Source organism: Bacillus fonticola (assembly GCF_012955605.1).
Lineage (GTDB): Bacteria > Bacillota > Bacilli > Bacillales > JC228 > Bacillus_CG > Bacillus_CG fonticola.
This window is the reverse complement of the sequence record NZ_CP052135.1, coordinates 1604184-1626850: the sequence shown is the minus strand read 5'-3', so window position 1 is coordinate 1626850 and position 22667 is coordinate 1604184. Positions and strand designations below refer to the sequence as shown.

At 42.4% G+C, this 22667-nt stretch carries 18 protein-coding genes; 14 read left to right on the top strand and 4 right to left on the bottom strand.

Going from position 1 to position 22667, the window contains the following annotated elements:
- The first annotated feature begins 318 nt into the window (after positions 1-318).
- The 9 genes from HHK01_RS15775 to HHK01_RS07960 all read left to right on the top strand — a co-directional run bounded on the left by HHK01_RS15775 (position 319) and on the right by HHK01_RS07960 (position 9923).
- The gene (locus HHK01_RS15775; RefSeq protein ID WP_265575532.1) at positions 319-441 is read left to right on the top strand and encodes a magnesium chelatase domain-containing protein; all 123 of its coding nucleotides are present in this window, start codon (positions 319-321) and stop codon (positions 439-441) included.
- 44 nt (positions 442-485) lie between these two features.
- Entirely contained in the window at positions 486-854 is a 369-nt protein-coding gene (locus HHK01_RS15770; RefSeq protein ID WP_322619359.1) for a magnesium chelatase domain-containing protein, read from the top strand.
- Complete coding sequence (locus HHK01_RS15765) at positions 835-963, top strand: hypothetical protein (RefSeq protein WP_265575567.1); 129 nt, start codon at positions 835-837, stop codon at positions 961-963. The genes HHK01_RS15770 and HHK01_RS15765 overlap by 20 nt, the downstream gene beginning before the upstream one ends.
- Before the next feature lie 6 nt (positions 964-969).
- On the top strand, positions 970-1758 hold the full coding sequence (locus tag HHK01_RS07985; protein ID WP_228027514.1) for a transposase: 789 nt from the start codon (positions 970-972) through the stop codon (positions 1756-1758).
- 499 nt (positions 1759-2257) lie between these two features.
- Positions 2258-2407 carry a hypothetical protein gene (locus tag HHK01_RS07980; protein ID WP_170007294.1) on the top strand — a complete coding sequence of 50 codons (150 nt, stop codon included), beginning with the start codon at positions 2258-2260 and terminating at the stop codon, positions 2405-2407.
- A 542-nt stretch (positions 2408-2949) separates the two neighbouring features.
- Positions 2950-4488: a YifB family Mg chelatase-like AAA ATPase gene (locus HHK01_RS07975; RefSeq protein ID WP_170007293.1), complete on the top strand. Its 1539-nt coding sequence runs from the start codon at positions 2950-2952 to the stop codon at positions 4486-4488.
- Positions 4489-5337: 849 nt separating this feature from the next.
- Positions 5338-6330, top strand: a complete 993-nt coding sequence (galE, locus tag HHK01_RS07970; protein ID WP_170007292.1) for a UDP-glucose 4-epimerase GalE — start codon at positions 5338-5340, stop codon at positions 6328-6330.
- Between the two features lie 153 nt (positions 6331-6483).
- A complete protein-coding gene (locus HHK01_RS07965) occupies positions 6484-7485 on the top strand; it encodes an LLM class flavin-dependent oxidoreductase (protein ID WP_170007291.1) in 1002 nt (333 codons plus the stop codon).
- Positions 7486-7814: 329 nt separating this feature from the next.
- A complete protein-coding gene (locus tag HHK01_RS07960; protein WP_170007290.1) occupies positions 7815-9923 on the top strand; it encodes a DUF2325 domain-containing protein in 2109 nt (702 codons plus the stop codon).
- Between the two features lie 75 nt (positions 9924-9998).
- Here the strand turns inward: HHK01_RS07960 and HHK01_RS07955 are convergent, their stop codons facing one another.
- Both HHK01_RS07955 and HHK01_RS07950 read right to left on the bottom strand, forming a co-directional pair.
- Positions 9999-10499, bottom strand: a complete 501-nt coding sequence (locus tag HHK01_RS07955) for a metallophosphoesterase family protein (RefSeq protein WP_170007289.1) — start codon at positions 10497-10499, stop codon at positions 9999-10001.
- A 127-nt stretch (positions 10500-10626) separates the two neighbouring features.
- The gene (locus tag HHK01_RS07950; protein ID WP_170007288.1) at positions 10627-11523 is read right to left on the bottom strand and encodes a LysR family transcriptional regulator; all 897 of its coding nucleotides are present in this window, start codon (positions 11521-11523) and stop codon (positions 10627-10629) included.
- Positions 11524-11666: 143 nt separating this feature from the next.
- On the opposite strand from HHK01_RS07950, the gene HHK01_RS07945 reads away from it, so the two are divergent.
- The 4 genes from HHK01_RS07945 to HHK01_RS07930 all read left to right on the top strand — a co-directional run bounded on the left by HHK01_RS07945 (position 11667) and on the right by HHK01_RS07930 (position 18981).
- On the top strand, positions 11667-12893 hold the full coding sequence (locus HHK01_RS07945; RefSeq protein ID WP_170008715.1) for a threonine synthase: 1227 nt from the start codon (positions 11667-11669) through the stop codon (positions 12891-12893).
- Between the two features lie 3 nt (positions 12894-12896).
- Positions 12897-13982 (top strand): YeiH family protein, encoded by a 1086-nt coding sequence (locus HHK01_RS07940; protein ID WP_228027513.1) that lies wholly within the window; start codon positions 12897-12899, stop codon positions 13980-13982.
- Between the two features lie 489 nt (positions 13983-14471).
- The gene (pepF, locus tag HHK01_RS07935; RefSeq protein WP_228027512.1) at positions 14472-16268 is read left to right on the top strand and encodes an oligoendopeptidase F; all 1797 of its coding nucleotides are present in this window, start codon (positions 14472-14474) and stop codon (positions 16266-16268) included.
- A 568-nt stretch (positions 16269-16836) separates the two neighbouring features.
- Positions 16837-18981 (top strand): ATP-dependent Clp protease ATP-binding subunit, encoded by a 2145-nt coding sequence (locus HHK01_RS07930; protein ID WP_170007285.1) that lies wholly within the window; start codon positions 16837-16839, stop codon positions 18979-18981.
- Positions 18982-19104: 123 nt separating this feature from the next.
- On the opposite strand, the gene HHK01_RS07925 is transcribed toward HHK01_RS07930, so the two are convergent.
- Positions 19105-19302, bottom strand: a complete 198-nt coding sequence (locus HHK01_RS07925) for a superinfection immunity protein (protein ID WP_228027511.1) — start codon at positions 19300-19302, stop codon at positions 19105-19107.
- A 152-nt stretch (positions 19303-19454) separates the two neighbouring features.
- The gene (locus HHK01_RS07920; protein ID WP_170007284.1) at positions 19455-20189 is read right to left on the bottom strand and encodes a hypothetical protein; all 735 of its coding nucleotides are present in this window, start codon (positions 20187-20189) and stop codon (positions 19455-19457) included.
- 221 nt (positions 20190-20410) lie between these two features.
- Between HHK01_RS07920 and HHK01_RS07915 the strand changes: the two genes are divergently transcribed.
- Positions 20411-22540, top strand: a complete 2130-nt coding sequence (locus HHK01_RS07915; protein ID WP_170007283.1) for an S-layer homology domain-containing protein — start codon at positions 20411-20413, stop codon at positions 22538-22540.
- The last annotated feature ends 127 nt before the right edge of the window (positions 22541-22667 follow it).

Sequence of the window (22667 nt, the reverse complement as noted above, 5' to 3'; positions counted from 1 at the left end):
TATAGTAAACCGAGACAAAGTTCTTTATTTTTTTCTGCTTTTTTAATTTACTAGGAATAATTGAAGGAAGTCAGAACTAGATGTTGAATATGAATATAGAATCACAAAATCTGCTTTTCTTCTATCCGATATCATTTCACTCACCCATTTCTTTTTCTCCAAGCACATTTATAAACATTCATTTCACCTTTTCATCTCAATAATCTATTTTAGCGTTTACAGAGGCTTGTTAAATAGACTACCAAAGTTTCCAGCATCGATTTAAAAGGGCTTGAAGGCTACCGCGTTCAGGTGCATGTTTCACAGAGAAAGGAGTCAATGTCTGCCGGATCTTCTGTAAAGGAATCTAAGGAGAGGGTGCTCTCAGCAGTGCACACATTAGGTTGTGATGTGTCGGAACAGAAGATTGTTGTGAACCTATCTCCATCAGAGCAAAAGTAAAACGGACCATTTTTTGATTTGGCAATGGCAATGGCAATGGAATTTTGAAAGAGAAGGGAAAGTTGGAGGAGGAATTTTCTGAAGACACGGTATGTATTGGAGCGCTGTCTTTGGACGGTACAGTAGAGAAGGTAGAAGGAATTCTCCCTGCACTCATTGCAGCCAAAACTCTAGGATTCAAGAGAGTTTATTTACCGTTTGATTCGCTAATCCCCTTAGAAATGTTCCAAGGACTGGAATGTATTGTCATTCAACATATCCATGAGGTAATACAACATTTGTCAGGGCAAGGATTACTTCCCCTACATAAACCTTCGCAACCCATCCATCGATCTTTTTTCTCATATAGTTCAAGAAACAATGGACAATCGTGTTCAAATCAAAATCAATCGCTTGGCAAGAACAATCTCTGAGTTTGAAGGCAGCCGAGAAATCACAGATGAATCCATTTGGATAGCGGTCGCATTACGCCGTATCACCCCAAAGAACAAAAAAGGTGGGGAAATGGTAATACGAATTTAATGGATAGTGGTGATAGAGATGCCCCGTGGAGCTAGAGTAAAAAGTAAAACTGGAATTTATCATATCATTTGGAGAGGAGCTAATAGGCAGGAAATATTCCATGATGATGAGGACTGGACAAAGTTTCTTGATATTCTCAAAAAACATAAAAATAAATGTGGATTGAACGTATATGCTTGGTGCTTGATGACCAATCATGTTCATCTGCTGATAAAAGAGGGCAATGAAGACATTTCAATTACTATGAAACGGATGGGGGTGAGCTATGTCGGATACTACAACTGGAAGTACAGGACAATAGGACACCTATTTCAGGATCGGTTCAAAAGTGAAAGTGTTGAAAATAATAAATATTTACTGACAGTTGTGAGGTATATCCACCAAAATCCAGTGAAAGCTGGAATGGTTAGTCAGGCGGATGAATGGAGGTGGAGTAGCTGTTGTGGATACTATGGTAAAAGTTCCTATCCTAACAGTTTACTAGATTTTGATTATATTTTAAGGATGTTTTCTACGCATCCTACAATTGCTATAGAAAGATTTAAAGAATTTAATGAAAGAAAAAATAATGATAAATGCCTAGATGAAAGAGTGGATAAAAAAAGATTATCTGATGAAGAAGCACGGCTGGAAATCAAAAAACTGCTTGGTACGATTGAAATTCCACAAGTAAAGAGTTTACCTAAGATAAAAAGAAATGAAGTGCTGCGACAGGTAAAAGGAATCGAAGGGTTGTCGCTGCGTCAGACTGCGAGGATCTTTGGCATTTCTTTAAGTCTTATATTTAAGGCATAAGCTGTGTACATAGAACAATCGTAGCCATCGTTGTCGCCATTACAGAAAAGAAATATCCACCCTGACCGCCAAAAGTTAGATGACTATTTCTTTAGCCGCTACCCTTGCGGCGTGTAAGTTGCACCTGACCGTGTGTAGTTGATGCTACCGCGGTCTTTTTTTATTACTTCACTATGTTTATTCATACATGAGGATGAGTGTACCGGAAAATTTTTGGTCATGGTGCCTATGATGGGCACAATCCACTGTCATCAACCGAATTTTCTTGTTTCACGACATTGTTTCACATTAGTTGATAGCCTTTAAAACTGGTGACTTTACCGAATGACATTGATAAATAGAGAACCACTTGATGAAGCCTTACAAAAAGGGAACGTATGTTTCTGATTTTTCTAGTAATCTTCTATACAAGAGAGTATAATAGATGTGCAGCTGAATATTGTGAGGGTGGTTGGTTGTCAGTCTTCTTTCCGATTTGGATCGGGGGGAGGTGATAATCATGGAAACATTTCTTGAACTCGTACGTGAGGTTGTGAAGGGAATGGTGCGTGAAATAACCGCACATTTTTTACGCAAACACGTCCTAGAGAACGAGAAAACCACCCTACGCCGTCACAAGCAACAGGGTGGTTCTCATAAAGAGAAATAAACTTATGACAACCACCACCCTGACGGTAGAGGTTGCAGGGAGAAGTGTTAGCGCACTTCTCTCTTTAATTATATGTCCATTATACAGAAAAAGATTCTTGTAAGGAAGAGAAAAAGTGCGGTGGATTGAGTCAAGATTTAGTGGGAGTTTTTTCTGCAAAAGAAGACCTAAAGCAAATTGGTCCAAAGCACGGCTGGAGTAAGTTTGATTGGACTATTTACTATTATTTAACACCTGTAGGTTGAAGAAGTTGACGATAAAAGGTGACAATCAAATTCAGGGATTTATCGCTTATATCACACAAAAATGGAACATTAGTTCTGCGTAACTCCGTCCTTTTTCACAGAAGATTACAGTGTTTGTAATAGCACCCATGATAGATTCATTCAAGTGATAGGGTGACAGAAGCTGATGGAGTGTTGCGTGGTCATTCCGATTGCTTTTTAGGAATACTTAAATAAAAAAGGTGTTGACAATAGAACATTTTTCCATTACTATAAACGAATAGAACATATGTTCCTTAGTGGGGAGGTTTTAAAATCATGGCAACGGTGATAACAAGTGTTGGTCTTAAGGGTCTTGAAGGTTATAGAGTCCATGTTGAGGTTCAAATAATTCCAGGAGTTGAGGGGGTGACAGTTGTTGGTTTACCAGATGCTGCTGTTAAGGAGTCAAAGGATCGGGTGATGGCTGCTTTGTTTGCAAACGACTGTGTGGTCCCTGATCAGAAGGTGGTCATTAACTTATCGCCTGCCGAACAGAGGAAAAATAGTCCTATCTTCGATGTCGCCATGGCTGTAGGAATAATGAAAGAAGCCGGATATATTCACGATCCTATTCCGGAAGATGTTGCGTTTCTTGGTGTTTTGTCTCTTGATGGTTCAATTCGACCGGTTGAAGGGATGTTGCCAGCGATTTTAGCGGCAAAGAATGAGAAAATTCAAACTGTCTATCTTCCTTACACTCACGATTTTCCTCTTACACACCTAGAAGGAATTGAACTTCGTTTTATACAAACCTTAAGTGAACTCACTCAGGTACTATCTGGACAAATGTCCTTCACCCTCCCTACAAGCCCTGTTCCAGTAAAATCTAATTCTTCATCACCGTATACGGGGGAGCGAGACTTTCATCACATTCTTGGTCATAGTCATGCTAAAAGAGCACTAGAAATCGCTGCAGCAGGTGGTCACAACGTCTTGATGTCAGGTCCGCCTGGTTGTGGGAAGAGCTTGCTGGCAGAAACTTTCCCATCCATTTTTCCTGCATTAACCCAACAAAGTCAACTAGAGGTAATCAGTATTTATCAGCTTGCGGGACATTCAAACCCAATTGTTAACCGAGCCCCATTTCGTTCCCCACATCATTCGTCATCAGCTGTTTCCTTAATTGGAGGGGGTTCCCACCCAAAGCCTGGTGAAGTATCACTCGCTCATCATGGGGTTTTGTTCCTAGACGAAATGGCGGAGTTTCCAAAACGTACTTTGGACATGCTTAGACAACCAATCGAATCAGGAAAAGTGACGATTAGTCGAGCTGCATCCACTGTGACATACCCCACTCGTTTTCTTCTTCTTGGTGCGATGAACCCTTGCCCATGTGGATTTTTAGGAGCAAGAAATCAATATTGTACGTGCAGTCAAAAGCAAATCCAAGCTTACCAAAACCGCGTATCAGGCCCTATCAAAGATCGTATGGATATCCTTTTAACCCTCCAACCTATCTCTATGAACAAGGAATCGATTGAATCGAACGAATGGTCAAAAACTATTCGACATAGAGTCATCGAGGCCAGGCGCTTACAAGCTGAGCGTTATGGGAGGGAGGAAACGAATGCTACCGTGTCATTCGAAGACGTAATTGAACTCAATCCACTCACACCAAGTCAACAAAGCATGCTGCATCAACGGTCTGCAAACAAGGATTGGAGTAATCGAGTTCAAGTAAAAGTGATTCGTTTGGCTCGAACCATTTCAGACCTACAAGGGAAGGAAAGCATCACCGACGAAGCACTTTGGGAAGCCATGACCTTACGTAGGTCGAACATAAATAATAATCAAAGCATCGGCGGTGTCAGGTAACCTATGGGAGGAAGAAAAGAGTATAGGTCCCGATTTTGTTAAAGCATGTTAGAGGTCAGTCGGTACATTCAAAAACGTCCTAGGGAACGAGAAAACCACCCTACGCCGTCACAAGCAAAAGGGTGGTTCTCGACGAAAGTACATATTGTTTGACAACCACCACCCTAACGGTAGAGGTTGCAGAGAGGAGTGTCAAACTCTTCTCTCTTATTTATATCTCATTATGAATCAATTTCACAAATCTGACCCATGCAGCACAAGGGTTTTCAAGCATAAGAAAAGGAGCACCTCCCCAAGTCTTGAAATAGGGTAGCTTTGTTTAACAGGGCTGTTGATCTCCGCTCCAGGTTGCTCACCATAAACACCGTTCTGCTGTCGAATGAGTCAATACTTATTAAAGGAATACTTTCAGCTCAACAATGTTCGTCATCGGGTTGGAAAACGCGCAATAATGCATCAAAACTAGCTGCAGACCGTATCAATGCACTTTTATCTCAACAACAAGCTACATAAACTATAGGCTGTGTTCATGCTTCCTCTTAATTCTCGAACCGTTGATTGGGGCGTCCGCCTGTAGCGGAAATCAACATCCCTGTTCAAGCGGCCAACTCAAGAAAATTTTAAAGTAACTAACATTCTGCCGGTTTGTGTATTTTTAAAAAGAGCAATTATGAAATTGATTCATTATACAAAAAGATATGCTTAGTGTGAAGGAAGGGTTTGGATCAGTGCCTGTCCCCACCGAATAATCTTGTTCCTCGAAAAGGTAAAAGTACAGTATCACAGAATTTATAAAGTGAAGAAAGAGCATTGAATAGATTAAACTAATAAGAAGGGAGGTGCTAACCGATGAACATATTAGTAACCGGTGGAGCGGGATATATCGGTTCACATACCTGTGTTGCTTTACTGGAAGCGGGACATTCAGTGATTGTAGCTGATAATCTAAATAACAGTAAAGCTGAGACGATAGACAAAATAAAGCAGATCACAAATACTGAAATCACTTTCTATCAAATAGATGTAACTGATGAAACAGCAGTGGGCGCCATCTTTTCTCAACATGAGATAAATGGTGTTATTCATTTTGCCGGTCTGAAAGCGGTGGGTGAGTCAGTAGAAAAACCACTGGAGTACTATTGCAACAATCTTGTAAGTACTATGGTCCTCGCCAAAGCTTGTCAGAAGTATAACGTGAGCCGGTTTGTCTTTAGTTCTTCGGCAGCAGTATATGGAGACAACACCGTACCGTTTGTAGAGACGATGAACCTTTTACCCACGACGAATCCTTACGGTGAAACGAAAGCCATGTGTGAACGTATTCTAACCGATATAGTAAAGGTGAATCCTGCCTTCTCAGTATCTCTCCTAAGATATTTCAATCCAGTAGGCGCCCATGAAAGTGGCTTGATTGGTGAGGCACCTAACGGAATTCCAAATAACCTCATGCCGTATGTAACTCAAGTTGCTAAGGGTAAACTAAAGAAATTGAAAGTATTTGGAAATGACTATCCAACAGTGGACGGCACAGGTGTTCGCGATTATATCCATGTGGTGGACGTGGCGGAAGGGCATGTGGCTGCACTGGATCATCTCATGGGAGGTGTCCATATCTATAACCTGGGAACCGGCCGGGGGACTAGTGTGCTGGAGTTGGTTAGTGCATTTGCAGAAGCTACCGAAATTAAAGTACCGTATGAAATCGCAGACCGCAGACCAGGTGATATCGCTTCATGCTATGCCGATGCCTCAAAAGCGAAGCGGGAACTAGGGTGGGTTGCTAAAAGGGATATTGTTGCGATGTGCCGGGATGCTTGGCGGTTCGAGAATAAACTACTTTAGTAACGAAAAGAAAAAGCCTTCACTCTTTTGTTGTTTAAAGTAGAAACAATAAGAGAGTGTATTGGCACTAAGCTATTACAAGCATTAAAATTCCCTTCCTCCGTCCAAATTGCTAAACTAATAACAATTCACTAAGAGAAAGGGAACTTACAAATGGCGAACATTCAAATACCTGTTTCAGTCTTAAACTTAGCTCCTATTCGCGAGGGGCAGGATTCTAAACACGCTGTGGATGCGATGGTGGATCTTGCGCAGGCGACGGAGGAGATGGGGTTTACGCGCTATTGGATTGCTGAGCATCACAATACGCCGACGCTTGTCAGCTCTGCCACGTCGATTTTAATAAAACATACGTTAGAGCATACCGAGCGCATACGCGTTGGGTCTGGAGGAATCATGCTGCCGAATCATGCCCCTTTAGTCGTCGCCGAACAATTCGGAACGATGGCCACGATTTATCCAGACCGCGTCGACTTAGGTCTTGGTCGGGCTCCTGGCACAGATATGGTGACCGCGAGTGCTCTTAGACGCTCCCAAAACGATTCGGTCTATACTTTCCCTGATGATGTCAAGGCGCTTCTTCACTATTTTGGGCCAGAAGATGAGCAAACGAATGTGAAAGCCTACCCTGGTGTGGGGACGAATATTCCGATTTATATTCTCGGTTCTTCCACTGACTCTGCTTATTTAGCCGCAAGTTTAGGTCTTCCGTATGTATTTGCTTCCCACTTTGCACCGAGGTATATGGAAGAAGCGATCTCGATTTATCGTGCACGTTTCAAGCCATCTAAATATTTGGACCAACCATATATGATGGTGTGTTTGAATGTGATTGCAGCTGAGACGGATGAAGAAGCGAAATTATTATCGACATCGATGCACCAATTTTTTCTGAATGTTGTACGCGGTTCGCAAATGCCGTTACTTCCTCCTGTTGAAAGCATGGATCATCTTTGGAGTCCAACGGAAGAACAAATGGCAACATCAATGGCAAGTGTTACCTTGATGGGAAGTAAAAATACCGTTCGACAACAGTTGACAGATTTTCAGGAAAAATACAACGTGGATGAAATGATGGCCGTGTCTTACATTTTTGATCCAGACAAACAAAAACGGTCGTATGAAATTTTGAAAGAAGTAGTGGACGGTGCCTGAAATAGGTGAGTTTTTTTTGTAATTGTTTCAAACCATTTTCCGCGGCCAAGCAAAATAAAGTACTCTGACAAGCTACCTGATTAGTGGCTTGTTTTTTTTGCATGGCGTCCAACTACCACACGAATTTCTTGTTTCACATTCGTTAAAAATCAGCATCCATAAAGAGTTTGTTAAGTGATAAAATGAAACTAGGTGTACAAGATCAACTAAGTTTTTCCGTCATGTACTAACTGAACGTCATCAATCATGAAATTTTCTGAAAGGATTTTTCTCTGCCGATAGAGAAGTAAGTTTCTTTAAAGAAGTAAAGATGAAAAGGGTGATTGTGAATGTCCTTTAAGCAAACATTGAAATATTTAGGATTCAGTGAAAATACCGTCGAGTGGAGTCAGAGTACGTTACCATATAAAAATAGCATTCAAGAAGTCGCGTCCTTACCGTTTCAAACGGCGGAAATTCGACATATGGTGAAGGAACTGTCAACGAAGGAAAAGAGCCATCTCGCAAGTTTGTTACAGTTTTTCCCTGGCAGTAGGGGGAAAAAGTCATTTCCCGAAATTCTCTTTCATAAAGAGCTGAATCAGTACATGCAAGATTGTAAGCGAGACAATGAAAATGCGAAGCTACGTCTATTTATCGCTTTGAGAGAGGTGCTTTCTCCACTGCTTGAGGCTGAAGATGACTATTCCTTGAATCAATTTCTCGCAAAACAACGTACGCTAATTAAGACGTTTGGCCCGTGGCATTACTACTGGGCATTGTATTTTCATCCAGGGAAAACGAAAAATTCCGCACAATGGGAGCAGACGATTCAAGAGTTACCAAGTAGATTTCGAAGTTGGGGGATGAGCGAGGACGAATACGAATCAAGCCATGGGAAAGAACATGACCCACTACCTTCGGAGGAAGAGGAGAAATTAAAAAATAAACTACACAAGCTAGAGAAAAAAATAAAAAAAGAGGTTCAGCTACGGCAAGAAGTAGAAGAAATGCTTGCCAAGGAGAAAAGTGAAAGCGGGAAGATGAGCATCAAATTAGAGCAAGCAACTAGCAAAATCAACAGACTTGAAGCTTCCGTAAACTCCGAACAGGAAAAAGTAGAAGATGTGACTAGTAAGTATGAACAGCAAAAAGAGAAAATGAGAGAGGAACAGAGCGCCTGGTCAGCAGAGAAGACAGCGCTACAAAAGCAACTTTATGCTCTAAAGGCTGAAGTAGAAGACAAAGAAGAGGCAGTAAAGAGAAAAGATAAGGAAACGCAATCGCTACTGAAAGAAATTGAGAAAATAAAGGGTGAATTGCAGCAGAAACCGCAATCGAAAGACTTAGTTAAAAGTTTAGTACCTTTGCTGTACGATGAAGTGGTCGAAATCACGAATCAACTGAGAGGTACCCCACTCTCTAGTGACTCGTCAAGCGAAATGTTACGCCAACAAGTAAAAGAGATGCTCACCCTTGTCGACCATTTAGAAAAGCACGTGGGAACCGAGGCGCAACTTGCGGATACGAAGTTAGAAGATGCACGAACCGACATCAACGTTGCAGATGTCGTAGAAACGAAGGAAGTCATTCAGAAAGAAGTGGCCCCAACTGAAGAACAGGACCGAAAAGACGAAACGGACGATAGAACTGAGGAAGACGATTGGTATACAGGGACATTTTACCGACTTGACCACGGGGGCTATATTACACTTGAGCAGGACGTCGATTCGTTCAGAATTACTGAATCGATGGTCTTGGAACACAACTTGCAGCATGAGGCGGAAGTTCGCTGTCGACCGATTAAAAGTGAAAAAGAAACAACCTATTACGAAATCGAACTTCTGTTCCAAGGGGACGACAATTACTCTGACATCAACCAATATGACGGATATGTTGAGTTAGGGGACCACCATATTTTTTATTGCGTGGAAATGAATGAACCAGGCACTAAATACAAAATTCATGGGAAGGATGCGATGATCCATCAACTACACGATGGTCTTCCTTGTACATTTAACGTCTCCGATGGAAACCATATAGCACGCATTTCAAAAATTCATAGAATGTATGAACCGAACCAACAAAAGAATGATGTCCCACACGGAGAGACGATCTTAAGAAGCAAGAGCCAGAAAAAGAAGACGAAATCGAAGCCAAGTCAATACTTGAAAGGAGCTCGCATTGTTGTAGTCGGTGGTCAGAAAAAGTGGTTTGAATCAGTGGTTCTTGAAACAGGGGCGGAATTTCTTCACAACGACGGGTATGCCCCTGAACGAATTCACGCTGATTTAAAACGTTCCGATGCGTTGTTCCTGTGCTTACAAGCCAATTCACACCGAGCGACGTGGGGTTGCATGGATGTTGCGAAAGAATATAATGTCCCCCATTTCATCATTGAAGGTTCGAAATCAAATTTACGTCAATTAATATGGGAAAACCGCGAGTTAATCAGGTGACAACCCATATCTATCACCACCCGAATGAACCAGGTGACGTATTGCTTAAACGACCCCTAGGTGGTCGTTTAAGTCTCAACTTTTATCATCGTAATCATAGTGTTTTATGGAGAAACGATCATTTAGTGTGAGCACTCCATACGAATAGGTCGGCTGAAATCGTTTATCCGTTGGGGATCCAGGATTAAACAGGACAACATGATCTTTTTGCTCTATGTAGGGGATATGAGAATGACCAAAAATAATTAAGTTTACCTCTTCCGTTTCAAATGCTTCCAATGCCCGCGCAGGAGTCGTTTTCTTTTTTCCCAGGTGCCCATGTGTCACCCCAATTTTAAACCCTTTCAAATCCAATACTAGTTTGTCTGTAAACTTCGCTTTCAGTTCAGGGGAATCCACATTGCCAAAGACTCCTTCAACAGGGGCAATTTCACATAATTGATGATAAACGTCTAGGTTTGTCCAATCTCCTGCGTGAATAATTACATCTACGTCATGAATACCTGCTACTAATCGTTCAGGGAGTTGCTTTGCTCGTTTAGGCATATGGGTGTCTGAAATAATACCAATCTTCATTGTCTACTCCTTTTATAAAAGTTCTAACTACGCAACGTCCATATCGGCAACGCAAGCGACTATAGAAAAAGATGCGTGTAAGAAAAAATGGTAGCGCACCTATCACCACTTAAATGCCACTTTACGATTATCCTCCTATAATCGGTACAGCATTGCTACATAGAAAATCGATAAAAAGCTCTGTTGCCTTCGTTTGAAATTGGGAGGCGTGGGTCACATAGTACATATTTCTTTTGAAAGATTGATCTGTAATTCTTAAGGGGATTAGGGTTCCATAAGTCACTTCTTTACGGATGGCCCATTCCGAAATAGCCGATATTCCTAAACCGCTTTCTACAGATTCTTTAATGATTTGCGAGCTTCCAAACTCCATGACAGATTCAGGAGATAGCCCAATGGTAGAGAGGATACGGTCGGTCATTTCTCTTGTCCCTGAACCTTTTTCACGCAGTATCCAAGTTTCTGACGCTAATTTAGCTGCATCTATTTCTTTATATTGAGAAAGTCTGTGATTGTGAGGAACGATCACGACCATTTCATCTTGCGCAAATGGGTGTATCGTTAAATCGGGATGCTCGGCTGTTCCCTCAATGATACCAACATCAATTTCACGCTGTAGAACTTGGTCGATGACTCTTTTCGTATTCCGAATGTTTATACTTGGCGTGACCTTTGGATATTCATTTACGAAATTTGCAATAATTCGGGGCAGTGCATATTCACCGAACGTATAGCTAGATCCAATTACTAAAGGTCCACTTGACGTAAAAGAAAGGTCTTCAATCAACCTTTGTGCTTTTTCGTGAAGGTTGACGATTTCTTTTGCATGAAAGTACAAAATTTCCCCAGCTTTCGTCAGGCGAACATACTTGTTCGTACGGTCCAACAGCTTCACTCCGTATTTTGCCTCTAAGTTTTTGATTTCTAAGCTGACAGCAGATTGTGTGAGGTGAAGAGACTCAGCTGCCCGTGTAAAGTTTTTCTTTTCACATACTGTGACAAATGTTAAAAGGTGCTGATCCATTTCAAAAGCTCCTGTCATAAGTTTTGCTAATGATTATAACAATGATCATTCATTTTACTTATAGCAGGTTTCACTATAACCTAATGTTAGTATTCATACAACTCGGTGAAAGCTCTGAAAAACAATGTTGAGGGGGTTATATGTTGAAATTCAGTTATGTATCTAATCTGGAATGTCCAAAGTGTGACAAAAAGTATAGCGTGAGCCAAAAGCAACAGCTCTGTGAGTGTGGATCGCCTTTATTAGTAAAATACGACCTAGATGCGTTAAAGCAAAATTTTAAGCAGGAGCAATTGGTTGGACGGGATGCAAACCTATGGAGATATCATGAACTTCTCCCCGTTGAAAAGGAAGAGAACATCGTCACATTAGGGGAAGGAATGACGCCTTTACTGCCGATGCCTAGCATTGGAGAAGATATGTCAGTTAAGAACTTATATATGAAGGATGAAGGGATTATTCCAACAGGCACGTTCAAAGCACGTGGAGCTGCCGTTGGTGTCTCTAAAGCAAAAGAACTCGGGGTTGAGGAGCTGGCGATGCCGACCAATGGCAACGCTGGAGCAGCTTGGTCGCTTTACGCGGCCCGTGCCGGAATAAAATCGAGTATCGTCATGCCAGTGGATGCCCCGAAAATCACGAGAAACGAATGTGCTGTGTCAGGGTCAAACTTATACTTAGTAAACGGATTAATTAGTGATGCAGGAAAGATTGTCGGGCAAGCGGTAAAGGAATATGAGTTGTTTGATGCCTCTACTTTAAAAGAACCTTACCGAATCGAAGGCAAAAAGACAATGGGACTTGAAATTGCCGAACAAATGGGCTGGAAAATGCCAGACGTCCTCTTGTACCCGACTGGTGGCGGTGTCGGATTGATAGGCATTTATAAAGCGTTAGTAGAATTACAGTCTCTCGGTTGGGTTGAGGGTCCGCTTCCTCGATTAGTAGCCGTGCAATCGGACGGATGTGCCCCGATCGTGAAAGCCTGGCAGGATAACAGAAAGGATTCCGATTTTTGGGAGGACTCGTCCACTATTGCTTTTGGTATCAATGTTCCGAAGGCGCTCGGAGATTTTCTCGTTTTGGATGCTATTTATCAAACAGAGGGATGTGCGGTAGCCGTTGACGATAACGCAATTCTAGAGGAACAGCAAACGATAGCTTCCATGGAAGGCGCATTTATTTGTCCAGAGGGAGCAGCCGCATTTGTAGCAGCACGTCGTCTAAGAGCGGACGGGTGGATTCAAGACGGGGAAACCGTTGTCGTGTTAAATACGGGTGCAGGAATTAAATATCCAGATACGGTAAAGGTGGAAGTTCCTGTACTCGAAAAGACAGGTCGGATTGAGAAAGAATTTGGGGCTAGATAATATTTGGCCAAAGAGGTGGAACGAATGGCCGAACTGGCAAATACAAAAGAGCAACGAGAAGCCAATCACTCGTTAAATAAAATACAGAGATTTAGAGAAACGAAGCTAGGAAAACAATTGCCTGGGGTAGTACTCGTTTTCGTCATCGCCTTTGTTTCGCAAAGTGTTGGAAAAGATATCCCCTTACTAGGTTCTACCGTCACAGCGATTCTGCTAGGCATGTTGATTCGTAATTTTATTGGGTTGCCGGCTGTTTTTGACCTTGGCGTACAATACTCATTAAAATCCCTTTTGAAATTAGCGATCATCCTACTCGGAACAAGCCTGAACCTTTGGCAAGTGTTTACGATAGGGAGTCAGTCGATCGTAGCCATCTTCGCAGCGGTTATTTTAGGGATACTTCTCACTATGTATATCGGACGGTGGATGGGCGTAACAGGAAATATCCCCGCGCTAATCGGTGTTGGAACAGCTATTTGTGGGGCAACGGCTATAGCGACTGTGTCTCCCATCATGAAAGCGAAGGAAGAAGAAACAGCTTTTGCTGTAACGACCATCTTTATTTTCAATGTCATTGCGGTCATTTTCTATCCGATTCTTGGTTCTCTTTTAGAACTAAGTAGCCAAGTCTTTGGGATGTGGGCAGGAACGGCAATTCATGACACTTCTTCCGTTGTAGCAGCAGGATATGCGTATTCGAACGAAGCCGGTGGAATTGCGACTGTTGTAAAATTAACCCGTACGTTATTTCTCGTACCAGTAGCTATCCTCATTGGAATTTATATGAGCATGAAAAGTAGTGGGCATGGTCAAGAGGGTCGGGTCAAAGTGTCCAAGATTTTTCCGTGGTTTTTGTTAGGCTTTTTATGTATGTCCGTTTTAAATACGATGGGAGTCTTTAATGAAAATCTTGTCGAACAGATCACAGCGGTTTCTAAGTTTATCATCCTCATGGCGATGGTGAGTGTAGGTTTAGGAGCTGACTTCAAAAAGATTCGAGAAATTGGGTTAAAGCCAGTCTATCTAGGATTGATTGCATCGGTCATTGTTGCCGTTGTTAGCTTATTTATTATCTATTTAGTTGTTTAAGGCTCTTTTCGTATCCTTTGTTGTTTTTACTATACAGTAATCCCATGATGCGAAGTAATGAAAATTCATAGTGCCTGAATACCGCTCCGGAAATACACTACGCTTTCCGCGGGCTCCGCGCTGAGCCTCCTCGTTCACAAAGTACGCTCTCTGCGGGGTCTCAGCGTCTCCGCTATTCCGCAGGAGTCTACGTGTATTTCCTCCGCTAGTTTTGACTCGCCATCTGTTCGTTGATTGGAGCAGAAGGCGGCGACTCCAGCGGGCTCACCGCCCGCCCCGCGCATCATCTTGTTTCACCATGTCGTAGAGACGAGAGAAGTGTTCGATGTTCGAGCACTTCTCTCTCTTTTTACTATATTTGTGCATCGGCTCAGGCGATTTCCCTATTTGAGGAAGGATTTACATAGCATCGAAGGGAAGAAGAATAGGGAGATTCATTTTTCTTCTACCAACTCCAATATTGAAAGGAGCATTCCCATGACCAAAGTAATGAAAAAAACCTTAACACGTCCAGAGATTCCTGTTGAGCAAACGTGGGATCTAACCGATTTGTTTGCATCTGAGGGCGCCTGGAAGTCTGAGCTTGAAGCCATTCAAAACGATATCCAAACGGTAACTCAGTACAAAGGGCGTCTTGGTGAAAGTGCGAAAACTTTGCTAGATTGTTTGCTTGCGAATGATGCGTTGCGTGAGCGGGTGACGCGGGTGATGACGTTTGCTAGTTTACGTCAGTCAGAAGATGGGACTAATCCAGTGAATCAGGCGAATTCTGGACTTGTTGGTTCTCTTATGTCGACTGTCAGCGCAAGTACGTCCTTTATACACTCAGAAATTCTTGAGCTAGCTGATAAGACGGTCCAAGCCTACATACAGGAAGAAAAAGGTTTGGAGGAGTTTCGCAAAACGCTAACAGACTTGCTAGAAACAAAACCATATAGGCTTTCCCCAGATGCGGAGGAAATGTTAGCTGCTTTTGGTGAAGTGTTGGGTGCACCTTATATGATTTATGAACGAAGTAAGACATCCGACATGCAGTTCTCTTCCTTTATTACTGATGACGGGGATGAGCATCCTTTAACGTTTAATTCGTTTCCGAAGTATGAGGATTCAGCCAATACAGAGCTGCGTCGGAAGGCCTATGCTTCTTTTGTTGACACACTTAAGCAATACAAAAATACGTATGCAGCAACCTTTGCTACAGAAGTGAAAAAACAAGTGACGGAAGCTCGTTTGCGTAATTATGAATCTGTGACACATATGCTTTTGCACGACCAACAAGTTACAGAACAGATGTATCACAATCAATTAGACACGATTCAAACGGAGCTAGCCCCACACATGCGTCGCCTTGCTAAGCTAAAGCAGCGTGTTTTAGGTTTAGAAAAGATGTATTTTAGTGATTTAAAAGCGCCTCTTGACCCTGAGTTTAACCCTCAGATTACATATGAGGAAGCGTCCGAACTCGTTCTGGAGTCGTTACAAGTGATGGGACCGGAATATATGGAGATTATGGAGCGGGGTGTGCGCGATCGTTGGGTGGATCTAGCTGACAATGTAGGAAAAAGATCGGGTGCGTTTTGTTCAAGTCCTTACGGGGTTCATCCATATATTTTAATGACTTGGAACGACTCGATGAGAAATGCCTTTACACTTGCTCATGAATTAGGTCATGCGGGTCACTTTAGTTTGGCGGGTCGTTATCAAAGCATTTCCAATACTCGTCCGTCTAGGTACTTTGTTGAAGCGCCTTCTACAATGAATGAAATGTTGTTGAGTGAGCATATTTTAGCGAAGTCTACTGATGATCGTATGCGTCGTTGGGTCATTCTTCAATCTATAGGAACGTACTACCACAACTTCGTCACCCACATCCTTGAAGGAGAGCTCCAGCGTCGAATTTATGATTTAGCTGAAAAGGGAACTCCAATTACGGCCAATGTTCTTTGCAAACAAAAGCAAGAGCTCCTATCGAATTTCTGGGGAGACGGCGTGGAAATCGATGAAGGTGCTAGCTTAACGTGGATGCGCCAACCTCATTATTACATGGGTCTCTACCCGTATACGTACTCAGCAGGTCTGACGGCTTCTACCGCTGCAGCCCAAATGATTCAAGAAGAAGGGCAGCCTGCTGTCGATCGCTGGTTATCTGCTTTGAAGGCAGGGGGCACACTAAAGCCACTCGAGCTAATGCAGACGGCCGGTGTCGACATGTCTACTCCTGAACCGATTCGAAAAGCAGTGGCATATGTAGGTAGTTTAGTTGATGAGCTTGAGAAGAGCTTCTAGATTAAAGGCACGTCATCGTTCGAAATTATTGAGAGCAACATAAAAAGAATTGTCCAGCACACTTGGTAAATGGAGGCAACTGAGAAATTAACGTGTTTTCTCAGTTGCCTCTAGAGAAGTTGGACAGTGGTGGAGCATGTGGAAAAACAACTCTATTGTCTTGGCAATCCGACTATTCAGCTCGCCGAACAAGCTGAAAAAGAAGCCAATCTTAGAGCGTTACATCCGGTTTATGAGCGCTACTCCCGAGATAAGAGCGTTAATCTGGGTTTAAGAGCGTTACTCCAGAGATAAGAGCGTTACATCCGGTTTATGAGCGCTAATCCCGAGATAAGAGCGTTAGATCCGGTTTATGAGCGTTACTCCCGAGTTATTGAAGGGGATCCACGAGCGTCTTTCTTCCGACATTACGCTATCAGACTATATTTACAATTCTTCAGCAATCTGCTCACTTAAACCTCCCAAAGATTCCCACAATCCGAAAACTTGAAAGTCAAAAAAGGTCAAAGTATAATGAGGTCACGAAAGGTCAATAAAGGTCAAATTAAAATTCAGGGAGGTTTTCTGTATGTTGTGTCAAGTATGCCAGCAAAATCAAGCAAGTATTAATGTGGTTACCCAAGTCAATCAAGAAAAGTCGGAAGTGAAAATGTGCCGTTCTTGTTTTGAAAAGCAACAGGCTAAACATACTACGCCTTCTGGTTTTAGTGGTGGCTTCCCGTTTGATGAACTATTTAAAAGCATTGACGCAGCAAATGGTTCCTCATTTGCTATGAAACAACCCCCAACTTCCCCGTCTACTCAAGGTGGAAAAGGTGGAAGTGGACTATTGGATCAATTTGGTCGAAACGTAACGGATCAAGCTAGAAATGGACAAATTGATCCTGTTATTGGTCGCGATAAAGAAGTGGAAAGAGTTATTGAAATTTTAAATAGACGCAATAAAAATAACCCTGTTCTCATTGGGGAACCAGGGGTAGGGAAGACCGCTATTGCAGAAGGACTAGCACTTAAAATGGTTGCCACAGATGTGCCGTCTAAACTGTTGAATAAAGAGCTATACGTGATGGACGTTGCTTCTTTAACAGCGGGTACGGGTATAAGAGGTTCCTTTGAGGAGCGCCTGAAAGCGATTATTCATGAGCTACAAACGAGAGGAAATGTTATTTTATTTATAGATGAGATTCATCAACTAGTTGGTGCGGGTGCCGCAGAAGGTTCGATGGATGCAGGGAATATCTTAAAACCTGCTTTAGCCCGTGGTGAGCTACAAGTGATTGGTGCCACGACGTTAAAGGAATACCGTCAAATTGAAAAAGATGCCGCCCTTGAAAGACGTTTCCAACCGATCACTGTGAAGGAGCCGACTTCAGCGGAAGCATTCGAAATTCTAAAAGGTTTGCAGTCTAAATATGAAGCTTATCATCAAGTTCACTATACAGAGGAAGCATTGAAAGCTTGTGTTGCTTTGTCTGATCGCTACATTCAAGACCGCTTCCTACCAGACAAAGCGATTGACTTACTGGATGAAGCAGGCTCTAAAGTGAACTTGTTGTCAGAAGGTAAGGAAACAGCAACTCTACAAAAGAAACTAACTGATCTTCGTAACAAAAAGGAAGAAGCTACACGTAATGAAAGATACGAAGAAGCAGCCAAATTACGCGATCAAGAACTATCGCTTATGAAAGAGCTCCAAGCTGATGAAGAAAATAAAAGAAAAGGTGTCGTCGATCAAGAGTTCATTATGAGTTTGATCGAAAGTAAAACAGGCATCCCTGTAGGAAAACTGCAGGAAAACGAAAAAGCGAAAATGAAACATCTTGAACAAAACCTTGCAGGAAAAGTCATTGGACAAGAAGAGGCCGTGCGAAAAGTGACAAAAGCAATTCGTAGAAGTCGTGCTGGTCTGAAGTCCAAGCACCGTCCGATCGGATCCTTCTTATTCGTTGGACCAACTGGTATCGGGAAAACAGAACTATCGAAGTCACTAGCCGAAGAACTGTTCGGGTCAAAAGAGGCCATGATTCGTCTCGATATGAGTGAATACATGGAGAAACACTCGACTTCAAAATTAATCGGTTCCCCTCCTGGATACGTAGGACACGACGAAGCGGGGCAACTAACAGAACAGGTAAGACGCAATCCGTACAGTCTTATTTTGTTGGACGAAATCGAAAAGGCACACCCAGATGTGCAACATATGTTCCTACAAATTTTAGAAGATGGACGTTTGACAGATAGCCAAGGCAGAACCGTAAGCTTTAAGGATACCGTTCTAATCATGACGAGCAATGCGGGTGTGACAGAGAAGAAGAAAGCGACAGTTGGTTTCAACTCTGTAGAAGAGGACTTAAAGAAAGAAACAAACATCTTAGAGTCCTTAGGTTCCTATTTCAAACCAGAGTTCCTCAATCGCTTTGACTCTATTATTGAATTTAACTCTTTAGAGAAAGACCATCTCCTGAAAATTTTAGACTTAATGCTGGAGGAATTGGTTGGCAAACTACAGGAGCAAGGCATCGACATTACCATTCAGGATGAGGCAAAAGAGAAATTGATTGAATGGGGCTACCACCCAGCATTCGGAGCGCGACCACTACGTCGGATCATTCAAGAACAGCTGGAGGACCAAATTGCGGATGTATTACTAGAAGAAACAGCTTCGAATCAGTTAGTAGTGGCGGTTGAAGAAGATAAAATTATTGTTAAGTAGAAGTGTGCGCGGGCCTTTTTATGAGGCCCGTTTTTATGAGTATGCGTTTCATAAGAGAACAAAGAAACCACCCGCTCTTTAGAGGAAGAGGGTGGTTTTCAAAAAGTCTGAACATGTAACCTTTTACACAACCTTATTGTCTTTTGTTATCGACCAGATAAATGCGACTACCCATCCGATAAAAGTCCAACCTGCTAACAAGTTCAAGAAAAATATTGCTAACGTATTGGTTTTTCTTTTTAGCATTGCGATAAGGAAAGGGATAAAGTAGACTACACCTAGCAATAGAAGCACGGTCATCAACGCACCGGAACCCTCCATTGACTAACCTCCTTTCTTATTGAACAAGGCAAGCATCCTCATTATCTGTTTGCTTTGATTGCCATTTATTATTCCTAATTTCACCAAAAAAATCCCTGCAGAAGTTTCTCCACAGGGATTTTAAAGACAAATCATAGAAACTAACGTAAAACTTAGAGGGCATCCCGTGCTTTGGCTAGTAACGCCGATTCACGCGCTTTTTTTTCGCTATTGTACACATCCTCAAAAGACTTCGCGTTCTTTTTAGAATAACCGTTCTCTTTTAATTCGGTTTCGAGCGCTTCCAAAATTGTATAAAAAACTGCATCCGTATTGAATTCTAACGTATCCGCCGCATCTTTATATTTTTTATAGAAGTATCCGTAAGAGACTGATTCGTCATTTTTTCGTTTTTCTTCAAATTCCGAAAATGCCTTCGCAATAAGAGCGTCGACACGCCTATTAGCCTGGTTTTGGAGGTTTTCGAATGAAGGACGATACTTTTCCTTAATTGAAATGACCGTCACCTCTTGATCATCGTCTTGTTTTTCTTCTTCTCTCTTCTCTCTCTTATTGTCTCTTGTTGTTGACTCTGTTGATTCTTTGTTGATTGGTTTCGAAGTAGATGTGGTTGCTTCCTCACTTGACTCGTTTTCTTCTCTTACAATTCCAGCTGTCGAAGTTTCTTCCTTTTCGTCGTTTGCTTCGCCCGTTGATTCAACGCTAGATTCGGGTTTGGTAACCGTGTCATCTTCTGGCAGAGGGATGACGTACTCACTGGAGACAATCTCATCAACCTCACGATCGGCAACGTCATACTCTCGAATTTCTATGTAATAGTAGAGGCCTCCTGCCACGATGAGTAGCAAACTCCCTATCGTGGTAAGAATGATTTTCCACTTTTTCAACGTGATATACACTCCTTTGTTTTAATGAAGCACTAGACTCTAGGTTGCCGTAATATTCTTGCAAAAAGGAACAAAAGACCCTCTATTTCATCAAATTATGATAAATTTCCCATAAAGTGATTGCTATCTGTCGTCTCTCTTACTATAATAGTATGATAGTATTACCATATTCAAGTAGTAAGTGGTAAATCTACCAAAAAAACAAACAGAGGTGATCACACATGAAGAGATACCCTTTCAGTCAGAAAGCGGTGAAAGCAATTCTTGCCACCACGCTCACCCTCACACCCGTTGCTACATACGGCTTGGTAAATGCTACGACGGTTGAGGCGGCGACTGAGTACAATGCAGGAGATTTTGCTTCAATTGAGGAGCTAATTAATTATTTGGATGAGATTTATGGTGTGTTAACGGCTGATCAACAAAGGGATTTGCGTGACGCACAGGCAGATTTGGATAATGAAATCTCATCTGATGATTGGAAAAAACACGTATCTGGAATGCTTAATGACGGCATCGTAAAGACTACAAAGAAAACAGAAATTCTTGCTGGACTCTTTCCAATTCTATTTAGTACAGATCAAGCAAATTTAGAAAGCAAAATTGATGATTACCGTGAAAATTTTGCTACCAAAATTGATGATACGTATGATGGCGAGTTTACAGTAAATAACTTACTTGCCTTCTTCATGGATGTCTACAGAGAGTACCTTGATCTACTAGCAAACGAAGAAGATATTAATGGAACTTCTCAGTCTGAATTGCTTGAGAATGCTTTAACAACTACAGTCATTACAACTGAACACGAAAATGTAGCGCTCGCCTTCACTACTGATTTTTCTTATGAGGGTGCAAGAAGGGAGTTTCAGAGTATTATAGGAAAGTTAGATGATGTTAAATACTCTGCTGCACGGGATGCTTTAATTGCTGCGATCCAAACAGTTCAGGGACAAAACCCTGAAACTGGTGGTGGTGGATCAACTCCTCCTCCGTCCGGCGGTGGTTCAGTTCCTCCATCAAGTGGTGGTGGCGACACTGACAATGATACAGAGAGAGACGTCGTGACACTTCCTGAAGGGGCGACGACCACTGAAGAAGAAACAGGTGAAGATGGTGTTTCTGAATTAGTAACAACAATCGATGCCGGAAGTATTGATGACATCGTGGCTAATATTACGGAAGAGAAGGATCAAATAGTAGTTGAAATCGAGAAAGCGGAATCTGGTGAGCGCTCGAAAGCGAAGTTGCCTGGCGATTTAGTAGAGAAGGCGACTGAAGCAAGCGAGGGATCATCCTTTACAATTGGAACTGGCGACGTATCACTAGTCGTTCCAGCGAAAAAATTGAATGAGGTAATGAATAACCTTTCTGCTGAATACGCTGACCTTGAGTCTTTTGAAGTTGTTGTCACGGTTGATGACGTGAACGAAGACGAGGTAGAGGACGGGGAGCGCGCCGTTTCAGGTCGAGTTGGCGGCTTTTACGATTTCTCGGTAGAAGTAATTGGGACGAGAGGCAATGGCGAAAGCATTACTCGTTCTGTAGACCGCTTTGATCAGTTTGTGCCGCGTAATGTGACTCTACCAGAACTAGACACGACGGATCTTGGATTGTTGACAATGGTTCGTGTTGAAGGAACATCTGCTACACCTATCCCGACTCGAGCGTCTCTTGACGAAGAGGGAGAAGTAGTTGTTGAAGGAAACTCTCTTACAAATTCTCGTTACACGGTTGTGCAAAACGATGTGACCTTCCCAGACGTAGATAAAGGGGAGAACTGGGCGGAAAATTATGTTGAAGCACTTGCTTCGAAACTGATTATTAACGGAAGATCAAATGGCAACTTTGATCCAAGCGCAAATATGACGCGAATGCAGTTCACAGCACTTCTCGTTCGTGCGCTCGGTTTGCCACGCGACCTTGCTTACGATGATACGTTTACAGATGTAGATGGGGATGAGTGGTTCGTTGAGTCAGGAGAACTACAAGCGGCAGTTGCGTATGGATTGACGCAAGGGAAAACGGATGGCACATTTTCTGCTTCCGACTCGTTAACTCGTGCTCAAGCCGCAATCATGCTTCAACGTGCGCTCGACCTTCCGTTCATTGACTTCAAAGAAGGAAAGTTAGACAAGACGAAGGTCATCACAGACTTTTCAGATGAAAACAGCATTGGGAAAAGTGCGTCCGATGCCGTTGAAATGGTTTACCAAGCAGGCATCTTTAATGGGAATTCAAACGGTTCCTTCGCTCCAAGTGCAGCAACAAAACGAGACCAAATGGCTAAAATCCTAGGAGAATTCCTAGTGGTCACAGAGCTCGTGAACGAAGATTTGTTTGGCGAAGAATAGTAGTTAATAGAAACCTCTGTCAGTTCTATGGAATTGGCGGGGGTTTTTTCATCCTAGAGAATCTTCCATTCCTCTTTTTCCTTCACCGGAACACCTCTCAAAAATATAAAAATTTCCGCATCTTCCT